The organism is Clostridium sp. TF11-13AC (assembly GCF_003481065.1).
Lineage (GTDB): Bacteria > Bacillota > Clostridia > Lachnospirales > Lachnospiraceae > Otoolea > Otoolea fessa.
The window spans coordinates 808,882-824,943 of sequence record NZ_QUKJ01000001.1; the positions used below are offsets into that span (position 1 = coordinate 808,882).

Here is a 16,062-nt window from a genome sequence, read left to right on the forward strand (position 1 = left end):
TGACACAGATTTATGTGTCATCCCGACTGACCTGTCATTGCAAGCGCTTATTTTAACAACCGCATTGAAACATCTCACTGATATTCCGCATAAGGCTTATATATCGCCATTTTCTGGAATTTTAGTCCTCCAGTGCCTGACGGATATCCTCGATGATATCATCCGCATTCTCAATTCCGACACTCAGGCGGATCAGGCTCGGATCAACGCCCGCCTCCTTGAGCTGCTCGTCGGAGAGCTGACGGTGAGTATGACTTGCCGGATGCAGAACGCAGGTTCTCGCATCGGCAACATGGGTTACGATGGCTGCCAGTTTCAGCTTATCCATGAACTCGCCCGCTGCCTGACGACCGCCCTTTAAGCCGAAAGAAATAACGCCGCATGTACCGTTCGGCATATATTTCTGCGCCAGTGCATGGTATTTATCATTTTCAAGTCCCGGATAATTGATCCAAGCCACATCTTCACGGCTCTGTAAATACTCTGCTACCTTCTGTGCATTCTCACAATGGCGCGGCATACGCAGATGCAGCGTCTCCAGACCGATATTCAATAAGAAGGAATTCTGCGGGGACGGGATGGAACCGAGATCACGCATTACCTGTGCGGTTGCCTTGGTGATATAAGCCGCCTTACCGAATTTCTTCGTGTAAATAATGCCGTGGTAAGACTCATCCGGCGTCGTCAGACCCGGGAATTTGTCTGCATGTGCCTCCCAGTCAAAGTTGCCACTGTCCACGATACAGCCACCGACGGTCATCGCATGTCCATCCATATATTTTGTAGTAGAATGCGTTACAATATCTGCGCCCCACTCGAACGGACGGCAGTTGATCGGAGTTGCAAACGTATTATCTACAATAAATGGAATACCATTTCTGTGTGCAATCCGGGCAAATTTTTCCAGATCCAGCACTACCAGAGCCGGGTTTGCGATCGACTCACCGAAGATACACTTTGTGTTCGGGCGGATCGCCTTCTCGATCTCCTCTTCCGGCGCATCCGGGTCAACTAACGTAACATCGACGCCCATTTTTTTCATCGTAACGACAAACAGGTTCGATGTGCCGCCGTATACGGTTGCCGAGCAGACCAGATGATCGCCCGCGCCACAGATATTAAATACCGCATAAAAGTTTGCCGCCTGTCCGGAGGATGTCAGCATTGCTGCCGCGCCGCCCTCCAGCTCACGGATCTTATCTGCGACTGCATCATTGGTCGGGTTTGCCAGACGGGTATAAAAATATCCGTTTTCCTCCAGATCGAAGAGTCTTCCCATCTGCTCACTGGTTGAATACTTAAAGGTCGTGCTCTGGTAGATCGGCAGAATTCTCGGCTCGCCATTTTTCGGCTGCCATCCGCCCTGGATGCACGTTGTTTCCATTGAACGTTTCATTTTTCTTCTCCTTCATATGTTTATTTTTAAATAATTATATAGTAATTGAGCCTATTTTTTAGTACGGCTCTTTTACATCACCATATCAAACAGCGAAAGCTGATTGCTCTCCGGCAGCCCCGTCAGAATTCCCAGCTCTGCCATCAGATCGCACACCGTTTTCGTAACCTTGGTACGGTTGATAAAGTCCTCTTTCGACAAGAACTTTCCGTCCTCCGCCGCAAAAACAATCGCGTCTGCCGCTTTCTCGCCGAGTCCGTCGATACTGCTTAACGACGGCATCAGCTTTCCGTCTATGATCTGGAAATTGCGGGCTTTTGCCCGGTAAATATCGATCGGCATGAACTCAAATCCGCGCGCGTACATTTCCTGTACGATACGCATATCGCGCAGCGTGTCCTGCTCTTTCTTGGAAAGAGAATCCGACCGGCTCTTGTATTCCGCCAGATGGTACTCCAGCTTATCGCGCCCCTGGCACATCAGCTTGTAGGTAAATCCACTCGCACGGATGCTGAAATATGCCGCATAGTACGCCAGCGGGTAAAATACCTTACAGTACGCCACACGCCACGCCATCATAACGTAAGCCGCCGCGTGCGCCTTCGGGAACATATACTTGATTTTCAGGCAGGAATCGATATACCACTGCGGCACATCATGAGCTTTCATCTCCTCGATCCACTCCGGTTTCAGTCCTTTTCCTTTTCGGACAGACTCCATGATGGTAAAGGACAGTCCCTCTTCGAGTCCTTTCTGAATCAGATAAATCATAATATCGTCTCGACAACAGATCGCCGTCTGAATCGTCGCCTGTCCGCTCAGGATAAGGTCTTTCGCGTTTCCTAACCATACATCCGTACCGTGGGACAGACCGGAAATCCGCACCAAATCCGAAAAATATTTCGGTTTGGCATCGATCAACATCTGCATCGCGAAGTCTGTACCAAACTCCGGAATGCCAAGCGCCCCGAGCTTACAGCCGCCGAGATCCTCCGGCGTGACACCGAGCGCCTCCGTGTTCTGGAAGAGACTCATGACCTCCTTCGAATCCAGTGGAATATCCTTAACCGGGTCGAGTCCCGTCAAATCCTGCAGCATACGAATCATGGTCGGATCATCGTGTCCGAGAATATCGAGTTTCAACAAGTTGTGGTCGATCGAGTGGTAATCGAAATGCGTCGTGACGGTACGTGTCGTCATATCGTCCGCCGGGTGCTGCACCGGTGTAAACGTGTCAATCTCCTCTCCGAGGGGCAATACGATGATACCGCCCGGATGCTGTCCGGTGGTACGCCGCACGCCGACGCAGCCGGACACGATGCGCTCAATCTCGCACCGGCGCTTACGGATTCCTTTATCCTCATAATAATGCGCCACAAAACCATACGCTGTCTTATCCGCCAGCGTACCGATCGTCCCCGCACGGAAGGTCTGTCCTTTTCCGAAGATGACCTCCGTATAGCTGTGCGCCCGGCTCTGGTACTCGCCGGAGAAGTTTAAGTCGATATCCGGCTCCTTATCGCCCTTGAATCCCAGGAACGTCTCAAACGGGATGTCGAACCCGTCTTTTTTCAGCGGTTTTCCACACTTTGGACATATCTTATCCGGCATATCACAGCCCGCCATACCCGAAAACTTTTTTACGTCTTCGGAATCAAAATCGTAATAATGGCAGTTCGGGCAGTAATAATGCGGGCTCAGCGGATTTACCTCCGTGATACCAGACATCGTCGCCGCCAGCGAGGAACCAACGGATCCTCGCGAACCAACCAGATATCCATCCTCATTCGACTTCCAAACCAGCTTCTGCGCGATGATATACATAACGGCGAATCCATTGGAAATGATTGAGTGAAGTTCACGCTCCAACCGATCGACTACCACCTTCGGCAGCTTATCGCCGTACATATCATGCGCGTGGTTGTAGCAGATAGTACGCAGCGTATCATCCGAATTCGGAATAACCGGCGGACACTTGTCCGGGCGTACCGGGGAAATGCGCTCACACATCGCCGCGATCTTGCGCGTGTTTGTGATAACGATCTCCTCCGCCTTATCGCTGCCTAAATATTCAAATTCCCTCAGCATTTCCTCGGTAGTCCGCAAATACAGCGGTGCCTGATCGTCTGCATCCTTAAAGCCCTTGCTCGCCATGATGATACGGCGGTAGACCTCATCCTCCGGATCGAGGAAATGGACATCGCAGGTCGCGCAGACCGGCTTGTTCCACTGTTCGCCAAGTTCAATCACTTTGCGGTTCAGATCCTGCAGATCCTCCCAGGTGTTGACCGAACTTTTCTCATCCCGCAGCATAAATGCGTTGTTTCCAAGCGGCTGCACTTCCAGATAATCGTAGAAATTTGCAATTTTTCCCAGTTCTTCCTCCGGAATCCCGCGCAGGATCGCCTGAAACAGCTCTCCCGCCTCGCACGCCGACCCAAGAATCAGCCCCTCGCGGTGGCTCGCCAGCAGACTCTTCGGAATCCGCGGACGTTTTGCAAAATACGTCAGGTTCGACTGGGAAATCAACCGGTACAGGTTGATTCGTCCGACATCATTCTTCGCCAGAATAATAATATGGTAGGTCGGCATCTTCCGGATCATTTCCGGCGTCATTTTGCTGAGTTCGTTGAGCTGCGTCAGATTTCCGATATCACGAGCCTTTAACATCTCGATAAACTTGACAAAAATCTCTGCCGTCGCCCCCGCATCATCGACCGCCCGGTGATGGTTTTCGAGGGAAATTTTAAGCTCTTTCGCTACTGTGTCGAGCTTGAAGCGGTTCAGGTTCGGCAGCAGAACACGCGCCAGCGAAACCGTATCGAGAACCGTCGGCTGGAATGTGAGTCCCTGCCGTCTCGCATTTTCTTTGATAAAACTGATATCAAACGACGCGTTGTGCGCGACCATGACCGCACCCTCGCAGAATGCCAGAAACTCCGGCAGAACCTCTTCGATCGTCGGCGCGCTGATTACCATGCCGTCGTTGATGCTTGTCAGCTGTTCAATGTCATAGGGGATTGGCACTTCCGGGTTGACAAATGTGCTGAATTTGTCCACAATCTTTCCATCCGTCACACGCACCGCGCCGATCTCGATGATGCGGTTCTTGATCGGGCTGAAACCGGTCGTCTCGATATCGAATACAACGCAGGTGTGGTCTAACGTCTGTCCTTTCTCATTCTCCGCCAGCTCCTTCATATCATCGACGAGATAGCCCTCAACACCATAGAGGATCTTGAAGTTTTCGCCCTTATCGACCGCATGGTTCGCATCCGGAAACGCCTGCACACAGCCGTGGTCGGTGACAGCGATCGCGTCCATGCCCCACTGTTTGGCACGTTTGATGATATCCTTGACCTCAGAAACACCGTCCATATCGCTCATCTTTGTGTGACAGTGAAGCTCCACGCGCTTGACCGGACTGTTGTCCATCCGCTTGCTGGTGAAATCTTCGCATTTCTTGATACCGGAAACAGAACCGATCGTCAGCTCGCCGTCAAATTTATCAATGTTGGCAACACCCTTGATGCGGACAAACTGTCCCGCCTTGGTCGCCGTCTTCAAATCATCCAGCGTATCTTCCCGTGCAAAGATCTTGACGCCGATTGTATCTGTAAAATCCGTTACCGAAAACATAAACAATGTGTTGCCGCTGCGAAGCTCCCTTAGCTCGCAGGTCAGGATCTTTCCGCGGATGACAACCTGCCCAACCTCGCCTTCCAGCTCCTCGATCGGGCTCGCCTCCTCATCGAAATCGCGCCCAAACAGCACATCCGGATTGTCGGATTTCTTCATATAGCCCGAACGGCGGTACTCGCCGCCCTTGCCAGATCCAGCATTTGCGCTGCCTGCCTGGTTTCTGCCTCCTGCCGGATTCCCCCCGGCTTTCAGCTTACCAACCGGTTTTAAAACCGTCTTTCCCTCGTCAAATGGCAGATCGACACCGCCAGAGGCAGGTTCTGCCCCCGACGGTTCCATATACGCCTCATTGGCACCTGCTGCTCCGGCAGCCGCGCCGCTTCCGCCTGCCGCGCCACTCTCGCCTGCCGCCTGCGGCTTCATGTAGATGATCTCCGGCTCAGTATTCTTCTTCTCAACCGGACGGTAGGAAGTCTTCACAACCATTGGCACATTGCAGCGCTCGGTGAAGATTTTCTCCAGAATCCGCACCAGCTCCGGTGCCTTATCGCGCACGATCATCGTGTCCTCCAGCGACAGCTTCAGGTATCCTTCTTCTTCAAAATCCATCTCCGCCTTACGGAACATATTATAAAGAAGGATACTGTAATTTTTCAGCTCCATCAAAATACTGTCCCGATACACATTCATGAGTTTTTCCGGCGTATACTGGCTGGACAGATGGTATTTCTCCAAAATCTTGATCGTCACCCGTTTGCCCGGAAATAACTGCTCCTTGATGCCTTTTTCCAGATCGTAGATACTCTGCTTGTGCATCAGGCGCGGGCTGTCGATGTAGACGCGGATCACGCTCCGGTCACGGTTCGTCGAGATCTTCTCGATCCCAACCATTTCAAGCAGTCCCCGCACATTTTCCGCAATATGTAAATCTGGAAATACCTCCAGAAATGTTTTCATTCTATCATTCCTTTGCTTTTTTCTCTTCCACCATCCGGTCAAGCTCCGCTTTGAGCGCCGGTAAAAGTTCACTCTCCGGCAGTTTTTTCACAATCTCGCCCTTGCGTATCAGAAGTCCTTCGCCGATACCGCCGGCTACACCGAGATCGGCTTCCTTCGCCTCGCCCGGTCCGTTGACCACGCAGCCCATGACGGCAACCTTGATATCCAGCGGATATCCCTGTACCAGCGTCTCCACCTGGTTTGCCAGACCGATGAGGTCGATCTGCGTGCGTCCGCAGGTCGGACATGAAACAACTTCCACGCCACCCCGACGAAGTCCCAGCGTCTTCAAAATCAGCTTTGCCGACTTGATCTCCTCCAGCGGGCTGCCTGTCAGGGACACGCGGATCGTATCACCGATTCCCTGACTCAAAATCAGTCCCAGACCGACCGCTGACTTGATATTGCCCGCAATCACCGTTCCCGCCTCTGTGATGCCGACATGCAGCGGATAATGAGTCTTTTTTGCAATTAGTTCATGTGCTTTTACACACATCATAACATCCGAAGATTTGATGCTGATAACCAGATTGTCATAACCCATCTGCTCAATCAGGGCAACCTTATCCAGCGCACTCTCAACGAGTCCTTCCGCTGTCACGCCGCCATATTTCTCTACCAATGGCTTTTCCAAAGAACCGCTGTTGACGCCGACACGAATCGGCACGCCATACTCTTTTGCCTTGTCAACCACCGCCTGGATCCGCTCTCTGGAACCGATATTTCCCGGATTGATACGGATTTTGTCCGCGCCGCACTCGATCGCCGCGATCGCGAGACGATAGTCAAAATGAATATCCGCCACCAATGGAATATGTATCTGGCGTTTAATCTCCGTCAGGGCAGCAGCCGCCTCCATTGTCGGCACTGCCACACGGATAATATCGCAGCCCGCGTGCTCCAGCGCCAGAATCTGCTCGACGGTCGCCTTCACATCCTCTGTTTTCGTATTACACATCGACTGGATCAGAATCGGATTGCCGCCGCCGATCTGTCGTTTTCCAATCTGCACCACTTTCGTCTCGTCCCGGTATCCCATATCGTTCCTCCCAAACCGTTCTTCTCCGACACAAAATTTCCGGCCTTTTTCGAGCGAATCTTTCATGCCTTTGAATCAAATGAATTATCATTACAATAAATTTCTAATATCATTAAACAATACAAATAACATCAGCGTCATCAACGCCGCCATGCCCGCCATATGGACCATGCCCTCTTTTTCCGGATCAACCGGCTTGCCGCGCAGCATCTCCAGAATGATAAATACAAGCCGTCCGCCGTCCAGCGCCGGAATCGGAAGCAGATTCATGACACCCAGATTGGCGCTGAGCAGAATACACATATTGGCCAGATTGACAAGCACAATCATAAGTCCGTAGCTCTGGCTCTCCTTGACCGTCGTGCCGATCATCGACACAATCCGCACCGGACCCGCGATATCGTTCGAGCTGACCTGCCGCTTCAGAATCATGCCAAGGCTGCTGAACGTCACACGGATCCAATAGCGCACTTCATAGAAGCTATACTGCGCCGTCTGAATCACGGACGCCGGTTTCTGGTAAACACCACCGCTGATTCCAATAAGATAGCGTCCCGCTTCCTCAGAATAGTGCGGAACCATCTGCGTCGTGTAGGATTTCCCATCCCGCACATACTCCACCGTGACACTCTTTCCCGGATGAAACTGCAGATACGTCTGCACATCGCGGTACAGATAGGTGCGTGTGCCATTTAAGCGCTCGATCGTATCGCCCGCCTGCAGCCCCGCCTCCTGTGCCGGATAGCCGTCCTCAACACTGACAACCGACGCCGCATCAAATCCCACACAGCTAATCACGAAAAAGGCGCAAAACCATGCCAGAATGAAGTTGAATACAGGTCCTGCCACCACGACTTTAAAACGTGTCCAGGCAGAAACCGCATTAAAATAAGTCCCCGTTGCGCCCGGAGGCAGCAGGAGCCGATCCGTTTTTCCATCTGTCAGACTCTGGTTCTGATCGCAGGAACTCCCTTTTTCCGTCTCACCCGGCGCATCATACCCTTCATCTTCCCCCAGCATCATACAAGAACCGCCAAACGGAAGCAGCTTCAGCGAGTACCGCGTCCCGCCTTTCACAAAACTGAAAAGTCTAGGACCCATGCCGAGCGAAAACTCAACGACGCAGATTCCGCCCCGTTTTGCCAATAAAAAATGTCCAAATTCGTGAAACAGCACGATCAGACTGAATACAATCAGTGCCGCCAGCAAACTTACCAATCTACCACCTGCTCTCTATAAAATCATAGGTTTCCTGTTCTGCTGCCAGAATCTCTTCGACCGTCGGATTCTCTTTCACGGTATGGTGTTCCATCGCCGCCTCAATCATATCAGTGATGGTCAGATATCCGATCTCGCGATCGAGGAATTTCTGGACTGCCCGCTCATTTGCCGCGTTGAACACGGTCGGAAGCGTGCCGCCGCGCCGTCCGGCTTTGTATGCCAGGGAAAGTCCATGGAAATTCTCAAAATCCGGTGCTTCAAAGGTAATCTGTGCCAGCTTTGCAAAATCCAGCCGATCGCCCGCCAGGAAGCGGCGTTCCGGATAATACAGCGCATACTGGATCGGAAGCTTCATATCCGGCGTGCCGAGCTGCGCTATCACCGCGCCGTCCTCGTATTCTACCATTGAATGAATCACACTCTGCGGCTGCACAACCACCTGCACCTGATCCATCTCCACGCCAAAGAGCCATCTTGCCTCCATAACTTCCAGACCTTTGTTTACCATCGTGGAACTGTCGATCGTGATCTTGCGCCCCATCGTCCAGTTCGGATGTTTCAGCGCATCTTCGACCTGCACACCCTTCATCTGCTCTCTCGTCCATCCGCGGAACGGTCCGCCGGACGCTGTCAGGAGAATCTTGTGGATCTTATTTCCCGTCTCACCGTTCAAACTCTGGAAAATCGCGCTGTGCTCGCTGTCCACCGGCAGAATGCGGACATGCTTCTCCTTTGCCAGCGACATAATGATATGCCCGGCCGTTACCAGGGTCTCTTTGTTTGCAAGTGCAATATCTTTTCCAGCATTCATCGCTGCGATCGTCGGGCGGATACCGATCATTCCGACTACCGCTGTCACCACAATCTCCGCACCCAGCTCCGTTGCCACTGCGAGAAGTCCATCCATGCCGCTCTCGACACGGATATCCAGATCGCGCACACGGTCTTTCAGTTCTTTTGCTTTTTCCTCGTTCCAGACCGCCGCGATCTTCGGAGAAAACTCCCGGATCTGTTTCTCCAGAAGATCAATATTGCTGCCAGCCGCCAGAGCCGTTACTTCTATATCTTTATTCGCCCGGACCACTTCCAATGTCTGTGTTCCGATCGATCCGGTTGATCCAAGTATCGCAATTTTTTTCATTTCTTATTCTCCTGTTTCTGTATTTTCATACATGCTTCCGTTTTATCGTAAAAACGTCAGTGCAAAATAAATCGCCGGTGCCGTAAAAATCATGCTGTCGAACCGATCCAGCACGCCGCCGTGTCCCGGAATCAGGTTTCCGTAATCCTTGACATTGTGGTTCCGCTTGATCGCCGACGCCGCCAGATCCCCGATCTGGGAAATGACCGCCGCAATCGCACACGCCACCGCGCATGCCACCATCGGATTGCTGACCTCGTCCATCTTCGCACCGAAGAAATACGCATAAATGCAGCCTAACAGAGCCGATCCGACCACACCGCCGACGGCGCCCTCGATCGATTTTTTCGGGCTTAAAACCGGTGCTAGACGGTGTTTTCCAAGGAGCATTCCCGCGCAGTATGCGCAGGTGTCACAGCCCCAGGAGCTTAAAAAGATCAGCCAGACAAGGTATTTTCCGTCCGCCATTGCCCGCACCTGATACAGGTAGGAAAGCATAATTCCCAGATAAAAAATGCCGAAAAATGCTACTGTAATCTGCTCGGTCCCATATTTCGGAAACGTGAACACGTAAATGCTCATCAGCACCATCAGGGCTGCGATCGCAAGCAACGTCACATAATGCTGCCCTTCAAACCACACCAGCCCATAATATCCCAGACACGCCAGATATCCGGCGATGCCCGGAGCTTTTTTCTCAATCCCCATAACCCGGTAAAGCTCAAACATACCGATCAGGGAGATCGCGGCGGTCACACAGTACAGAAGGACACCGCCCTTTGTAACCAGTAAAATCGCGAGTGCTACAAGCACAATCCCGCTTATCAGCCTCGTTCTGAACATGGCAACTCCTCCTTATGCCTTGACTCCGCCAAAGCGTCTGTCTCTTTGATTGAACTGCTCAATTGCCTTTATAAGCTCGTCGCGGTTGAAATCCGGCCACAGGCAGTCCGTGATATAAATCTCACTGTAGGCAAGCTGCCACAGCAGATAATTGGACAGGCGGATCTCGCCGCTGGTGCGGATCAGAAGATCCGGATCCGGGATGCCCGCCGTATCTAAATAGGACGCAACGGTCTGCTCTGTCACGTTCTCCGGCACCAGCTTTCCGTCCTGACAGTCCATCATCATATGGCGCACCGCGCGCGTGATCTCATCTCTGCCGCCGTAGTTGACTGCGATCACAAAGGTCATGCCCGTGTTTGCCGCCGTCTCGTCTTCCAGGCGGTTGATGCCCTCGATGATATCGCTGTCAAATCGCGTGCGGTCGCCGATCATTTTGACTCTTACATTATTTTTCTTGGCAATCTTTAAAAGCCGTTTCAGATAAAAACGGAAGAGCTGCATCAGCGCCCCTACTTCTTCAGCAGAACGCTTCCAGTTTTCCGTTGAAAAACCATATACCGTCAGATAACGGATTCCCAGTCTCGCTGCATCCTCAACCGTCTGTTCAACCGTCACACACCCCTGTTTATGACCTACGGTTCTCGGAAGACCTCTCTTCTTCGCCCATCTGCCGTTGCCATCCAGAATGAGGGCGACATGCTGCGGAATTACCAGGTTTTCGATGTCCCTTTCCATCCAGTTTTCCTCCATAATATTCCCTTAATAGCCAGAAAACAGGACCAGCCGGCCATCCGCATCTGCAATGCCGGCCAGCCCTGCTTGAGGCAGCCTGATTTTTACATTTAAACTCTATTGTATTTTTATACAGTCATGATCTCAGCTGTTTTTTCTTCTACTGCTTTATCAACCTTTGCGATCATCTTGTCAGTCAGCTTCTGGATCTGATCCTCGCCATCTGCCAGCTCGTCCTCGGTGATCTCGCCGCCTTTTTCCAGCTTCTTTAACAGGTCGTTTGCATCACGGCGGATATTGCGGACTGCAACCTTCGCGCCCTCGCCCTTTTTCTTAACATCCTTTGCCAGATCCTTACGGCGTTCCTCAGTAAGCTCCGGGAAAATCAGGCGTACTGCACTTCCATCGTTGTTCGGGTTGATACCCAGATCGGAAGTCAGGATCGCTTTCTCGATGTCCTTAATGAGCTTCTTCTCCCACGGCTGGATCAGAATCATACGCGGCTCCGGTACAGAGATATTTGCCACCTGCTGTAACGGGGTCGGTGCGCCGTAGTAATCTACTTTGATTTTGTCCAGTACATGCGGGTTCGCACGTCCAGCACGAATGGATGTATACTCATTCAGCAGTGCGTCATAGGACTTATTCATCTTCTCTTCGTAAACTTTTAATCTCTCCTGCATAAAATCCTCCTAGTTATGCGGTAACCACTGTACCGTTAATTTTTCCGCGCATTGCATTTACAATTCCGTCTTTTTCATTCAGGCTGAATACTGCCATCGGAACGTGATTTTCCATACACATGATGGAAGCTGTGAGGTCTACGACCGCCAGCTGCTTGTCGATCACCTCCTGAATCGTGATCGTATCATACTTCTTTGCATCCGGGTTGATCTTCGGATCGCTGTCATAGACGCCGTCGATCGCCTTAGCCAGAAGAATGCAGTCTGCATCCATCTCAATTGCACGCAGCGCTACACCGGTATCAGTTGAGAAATACGGATGACCTGTACCGCCTGCAAAAAATACAACCATACCCTTTGAGAAATATTTATTGGCTCTGTCCTTTGAAAACAGCTTCGTCATGGAGCCGCACTCAAATGGTGTCAGAATCTGTGTCATCATGCCTTCGCTCCGGAAGATCTCCGACACGTAAATACAGTTCATGACCGTTGCCAGCATTCCGATCTGATCCGCCTTGGTCCGATCGATTGCATTGCTCTGGCGGCCTCTCCAGAAGTTTCCGCCGCCGATCACGATACCTACTTCGATTCCGTCATCGACCGCCGTCTTAACCTGTCTGGCTACTTCCTTGACCGTCGCTTCATCAAACCCGGTTTTCTTGTCGCCTGCCAGCGCTTCTCCGCTCAGCTTCAGTAATACCCGCTTTAATTCCATAATTCGGTTCTCCCTGTCTATATGTACGTTCTGATGTACATTTTATCTGTGATGACCGTAAAAAGCCGCGTCACCTTATCAAAGATATTCTACCACAAAAAAACCGAATGTGCGATAGAATTTTCGTAAATCCTGTGCATCCTTTCATCATTTTCCCCAAACGCCTTTCTGTATACGGATTCTTCGCCCTGTTTTTCATTTTTTTCCAAATTTTAGTGCCCGTTTTACTTCTTTTTCTATTTCACCTTTTCCCGCCGCTCTCATTCTGCCCCCAGCTTCTCATTATTTATCTGCACTTATCCTCTGCAATCTTTTTCTGTGCATTATTTAACAGCCTTCCTAGGTGCAATCCATGTATGTGCATTGTTTTATTGGATATGCATTTTATAACATTGCAAATTTGAATCATTATATTGTTTGATAAAAATCAATTTCCAGCTACAATAGTTATATCAGTTGTAATTATTTATTATCTCTGAAATAACAATAACGCATGATTCTTTCGGATCGGGGAGGCACTTGAAAAATATGACAGCAATCGATCAAAAACAAATTAACAAGCAGCAGACAAACCGTTATGAAAAATATTACCGTCAGATAGGTCTCAACATCGCTTATTACCGCAAACTCCGCGGCATGAGCCAGATGGCTTTAGCAGAGGCGACCGATTTAAGCCGGACTCATATATCTAACATCGAGGCACCGAACATGAAAACGAGTCTTTCCTTAGAGAGTCTCTTTGATATTGCAGGTGTTCTGCAGGTTGCACCGCGCGCCCTGCTCGATTTCCGTGATGAGAAACCGCAGGATTTTCATGAATAAATCATGATAGAGCACGTAGATTCATGAATTTCTTTAAAGCATGACATTTTAGGGTTCCAAAGATAAATTGGAACCCTTTTTGTGGTATTCAAAAGTAAAAAATCAAAATTATGGTGAGCATTTTCCACCTATTTATTCGTCTTCCGGTTAATAAACTCCGTCCTCGTCTTCGAGTAGATAAATTTCTGACTCGCATACAGGCTGTAATAACCAGAGAAACTAAAGCTGACTGCAATCACCAGCACGAAAAACGGCATCGCCTCATAGCCAAAAAGCTCAAAGCCCAGCAGAAGCGTTGAGATCGGGCAGTTTGTGACTCCCACGAAGAGTCCCAGCATACCGCAGGCGGTCATAAGACCGACTGGCTGTCCAAAGAGAAATGCAAAGAAACTGCCAAACGCCGCGCCGATCGTCAGGGTCGGCACGATCTCGCCTCCCTTGAAGCCTGCCTCCAGCGTAACCGTCGTAAAGAGAATTTTCATCAGGAAATCCCATGGAAGTCCCTCGCCCTCGAAACATTTTTCAATCAGGGAGACGCCGCTTCCGTTGTAGCGGGTCGAACCGGTCAGAAGCGTCAAAACAATCACAATCGCCGCGCCGGATAGAATCCGCCAGACCGGCGATGGAAGATATTTTTTGTAGAGATGTTCCGTTGTGTGAAGCGTGATGCAGAAAAGCTCCGACACCAGCGCGCAGCCAGCCGCCAGACCGACAGCCACGATCGCTGTTTCAATACTCCACGTCGGAACCGCACCAATCGCAAACCGCTCCGGCATCAGTCCCCAGAACCTCGCCAGCGCCGCCGCCGTAAAGGCAGAAAAGACACACGGAACCAGCGCTGCATAGTACATAACGCCGATGCTGATAACCTCCATTGAAAAGATCGCCGCCGCCATCGGTGTGCCAAACAAGGCGGCAAATACACCGCTCATGCCGCACATGACCGCAATCTTCTTATCTTTCTCATCAAATTTCAGCCATTTTCCGATCTGGGTTCCGATGCTTCCTCCCATCTGCAACGCCGCGCCCTCGCGTCCGGCAGAACCGCCGCCCAAATGCGTCAGAAGCGTTCCTGCAAAGACTGCCGGGGCAGTCGCAAAACTGATCTCTGTATTCGAATAGATCGATTCAATCACCATATTTGTGCCCCGGTTATTATCCTCTCCCAGCACATGATAAACACCCAGAACCAGAAGACCGGTGAGCGGCAGCAGAAAGACCATCCACGGGTGGCTCTGAAAGAATGCTGACACCCATAGGACGCATTTTCCAAATGCCGTGCCGATGCAGCCGCTCACAATTCCAATCACAATCGCGCCTTCCGCCCATTTTATAAAATAGGAAATATTTTTTAACACCGGCTCATATTTCTCCCGCTTCATTTCAATTCTCCCCTGTCTGCTCTATCTACACTGCTTTTCATTTCCACCTTAGACATCATAGATATTTTTGGATTTTACCAGCTTCGGACGGTAGCCTGCTTCCTTGAGCGCTTCCACTATCTTATTCTTGTGATCCGTACCAAACGCCTCAACGGTGATCCGCAGCTCCACTGCTGCGTTGCGGTTGATGCTGACAAACTGGTTATGCTCCAATTTGATGACATTGCCCTGTTCTTCTGCCATCAGGGTTGCGACTTTTGCAAGTTCGCCTGGCTTATCCGGCAGCAGTACCGATACAGTAAATACGCGGTCTCTCTGGATCAGACCATGCTGTACGATGGATGCCATTGTGATCACATCCATGTTGCCGCCGCTCAGGATGGATACGACTTTTTTCTTCTTCACATTCAGGTGTTTCAGAGCCGCCACAGTCAGAAGACCGGAGTTCTCAACGATCATCTTGTGGTTTTCTACCATATCAAGGAATGCCACGATCAGCTCGGAATCCTCGATGGTGATGATATCATCCACATTGATCTGGATGTACGGGAACAGCAGATCGCCCGGGCGTTTAACGGCAGTACCATCCGCGATTGTGTTGACGCTCGGGAGAGTCACTACTTTTCCTTCTTTCAGGGATTCCTGCATACAATTTGCGCCTGCCGGTTCTACACCGATCACTTTGATCTTCGGATTCAGCAGTTTTGCCAGCGTTGCAACACCGGTACAGAGTCCGCCGCCGCCAATCGGAACCAGAATATAATCAACGGTCGGAAGCTCTTTGATGATCTCCATCGCGATGGTTCCCTGACCGGTGGCTACGTCCAGATCGTTGAACGGATGGATAAAGGTATATCCGTGCTCCGCTGCCAGCTCATTTGCATATGCCAGCGCCTCATCGAATACATCGCCGTGAAGAACCACCTCTGCGCCATAGCTTCTGGTACGGTTTACCTTCATGAGCGGCGTGGTCGTCGGCATAACAACCGTTGCCTTGCAGCCAGCCAGTTTTGCCGCGTATGCAACGCCCTGTGCATGGTTTCCAGCCGATGCGGTGATCAGACCGCGCTGTTTCTCCTCATCGCTCAGGGTGCTGATCTTATAAAATGCACCTCTTACCTTGTAAGCACCTGTATACTGCATATTTTCCGGTTTTAAATATACTTTATTGCCGGTCAAATTCGAAAAATATTCACTGTAAACCAGTTTTGTCTCGGAAATAACCTTGCTGACAACCTCGGTTGCTTCTTCGAATTTCTCCAGTGTCAGTCCCTGCGGCTCAGCCTGTACTGCCTCTGCTGTCTCTTCCTTTATTGTCTCACTCATTGTCTTTCCTCCATTTATCCGTATTTCTCAGAATGCGCCCTGCTTTTGTCGGTTCTCTGACCAGACAGTCTGCCGGGTGTGTCCTGTTTATCTGAATCTACGGCTTAAGCAGATTTGT

The 16,062-nt window shown here is 50.8% G+C and carries 12 protein-coding genes; 1 reads left to right on the top strand and 11 read right to left on the bottom strand.

What is annotated here, in order from left to right:
* Positions 1–121 precede the first annotated feature (121 nt).
* From DXD12_RS03690 to pyrH, 9 genes are all read right to left on the bottom strand, one after another.
* Positions 122–1,396, bottom strand: a complete 1,275-nt coding sequence (locus tag DXD12_RS03690) for an aminotransferase class V-fold PLP-dependent enzyme (RefSeq protein WP_118637433.1) — start codon at positions 1,394–1,396, stop codon at positions 122–124.
* 72 nt (positions 1,397–1,468) lie between these two features.
* Positions 1,469–5,995 (bottom strand): PolC-type DNA polymerase III, encoded by a 4,527-nt coding sequence (locus DXD12_RS03695; protein ID WP_118637435.1) that lies wholly within the window; start codon positions 5,993–5,995, stop codon positions 1,469–1,471.
* 4 nt (positions 5,996–5,999) lie between these two features.
* Positions 6,000–7,076, bottom strand: coding sequence for a flavodoxin-dependent (E)-4-hydroxy-3-methylbut-2-enyl-diphosphate synthase (gene ispG / locus DXD12_RS03700; protein ID WP_117795284.1), 1,077 nt, complete (start codon positions 7,074–7,076; stop codon positions 6,000–6,002).
* Positions 7,077–7,166: 90 nt separating this feature from the next.
* The gene (gene rseP / locus DXD12_RS03705; protein ID WP_118637437.1) at positions 7,167–8,294 is read right to left on the bottom strand and encodes an RIP metalloprotease RseP; all 1,128 of its coding nucleotides are present in this window, start codon (positions 8,292–8,294) and stop codon (positions 7,167–7,169) included.
* A 1-nt stretch (position 8,295) separates the two neighbouring features.
* Positions 8,296–9,438, bottom strand: coding sequence for a 1-deoxy-D-xylulose-5-phosphate reductoisomerase (locus DXD12_RS03710; protein ID WP_022360463.1), 1,143 nt, complete (start codon positions 9,436–9,438; stop codon positions 8,296–8,298).
* A 42-nt stretch (positions 9,439–9,480) separates the two neighbouring features.
* Positions 9,481–10,281, bottom strand: coding sequence for a phosphatidate cytidylyltransferase (locus DXD12_RS03715; RefSeq protein ID WP_106999776.1), 801 nt, complete (start codon positions 10,279–10,281; stop codon positions 9,481–9,483).
* Positions 10,282–10,293: 12 nt separating this feature from the next.
* Positions 10,294–11,019, bottom strand: coding sequence for an isoprenyl transferase (locus DXD12_RS03720; protein ID WP_117795278.1), 726 nt, complete (start codon positions 11,017–11,019; stop codon positions 10,294–10,296).
* Between the two features lie 125 nt (positions 11,020–11,144).
* Positions 11,145–11,699, bottom strand: a complete 555-nt coding sequence (gene frr / locus DXD12_RS03725) for a ribosome recycling factor (protein ID WP_022360460.1) — start codon at positions 11,697–11,699, stop codon at positions 11,145–11,147.
* A 13-nt stretch (positions 11,700–11,712) separates the two neighbouring features.
* The gene (gene pyrH / locus DXD12_RS03730) at positions 11,713–12,414 is read right to left on the bottom strand and encodes a UMP kinase (protein WP_106999774.1); all 702 of its coding nucleotides are present in this window, start codon (positions 12,412–12,414) and stop codon (positions 11,713–11,715) included.
* Between the two features lie 528 nt (positions 12,415–12,942).
* Between pyrH and DXD12_RS03735 the strand changes: the two genes are divergently transcribed.
* Positions 12,943–13,236 (top strand): helix-turn-helix transcriptional regulator, encoded by a 294-nt coding sequence (locus DXD12_RS03735; protein ID WP_022360458.1) that lies wholly within the window; start codon positions 12,943–12,945, stop codon positions 13,234–13,236.
* Positions 13,237–13,364: 128 nt separating this feature from the next.
* Here the strand turns inward: DXD12_RS03735 and DXD12_RS03740 are convergent, their stop codons facing one another.
* Both DXD12_RS03740 and ilvA read right to left on the bottom strand, forming a co-directional pair.
* Positions 13,365–14,618, bottom strand: coding sequence for a chloride channel protein (locus DXD12_RS03740; RefSeq protein WP_117795276.1), 1,254 nt, complete (start codon positions 14,616–14,618; stop codon positions 13,365–13,367).
* Between the two features lie 48 nt (positions 14,619–14,666).
* Entirely contained in the window at positions 14,667–15,944 is a 1,278-nt protein-coding gene (gene ilvA / locus DXD12_RS03745; protein ID WP_022360456.1) for a threonine ammonia-lyase, read from the bottom strand.
* Positions 15,945–16,062: the final 118 nt, after the last annotated feature.

Coding starts and splice junctions, on each gene's coding strand:
- ilvA (WP_022360456.1), bottom strand. CDS start 15,944: ATGAGTGAGACAATAAAGGAAGAGACAGCAGAGGCAGTACAGGCTGAG.
- DXD12_RS03690 (WP_118637433.1), bottom strand. CDS start 1,396: ATGAAACGTTCAATGGAAACAACGTGCATCCAGGGCGGATGGCAGCCG.
- DXD12_RS03710 (WP_022360463.1), bottom strand. CDS start 9,438: ATGAAAAAAATTGCGATACTTGGATCAACCGGATCGATCGGAACACAG.
- ispG (WP_117795284.1), bottom strand. CDS start 7,076: ATGGGATACCGGGACGAGACGAAAGTGGTGCAGATTGGAAAACGACAG.
- DXD12_RS03740 (WP_117795276.1), bottom strand. CDS start 14,618: ATGAAGCGGGAGAAATATGAGCCGGTGTTAAAAAATATTTCCTATTTT.
- DXD12_RS03720 (WP_117795278.1), bottom strand. CDS start 11,019: ATGGAAAGGGACATCGAAAACCTGGTAATTCCGCAGCATGTCGCCCTC.
- pyrH (WP_106999774.1), bottom strand. CDS start 12,414: ATGGAATTAAAGCGGGTATTACTGAAGCTGAGCGGAGAAGCGCTGGCA.
- DXD12_RS03715 (WP_106999776.1), bottom strand. CDS start 10,281: ATGTTCAGAACGAGGCTGATAAGCGGGATTGTGCTTGTAGCACTCGCG.
- DXD12_RS03695 (WP_118637435.1), bottom strand. CDS start 5,995: ATGAAAACATTTCTGGAGGTATTTCCAGATTTACATATTGCGGAAAAT.
- DXD12_RS03735 (WP_022360458.1), top strand. CDS start 12,943: ATGACAGCAATCGATCAAAAACAAATTAACAAGCAGCAGACAAACCGT.
- frr (WP_022360460.1), bottom strand. CDS start 11,699: ATGCAGGAGAGATTAAAAGTTTACGAAGAGAAGATGAATAAGTCCTAT.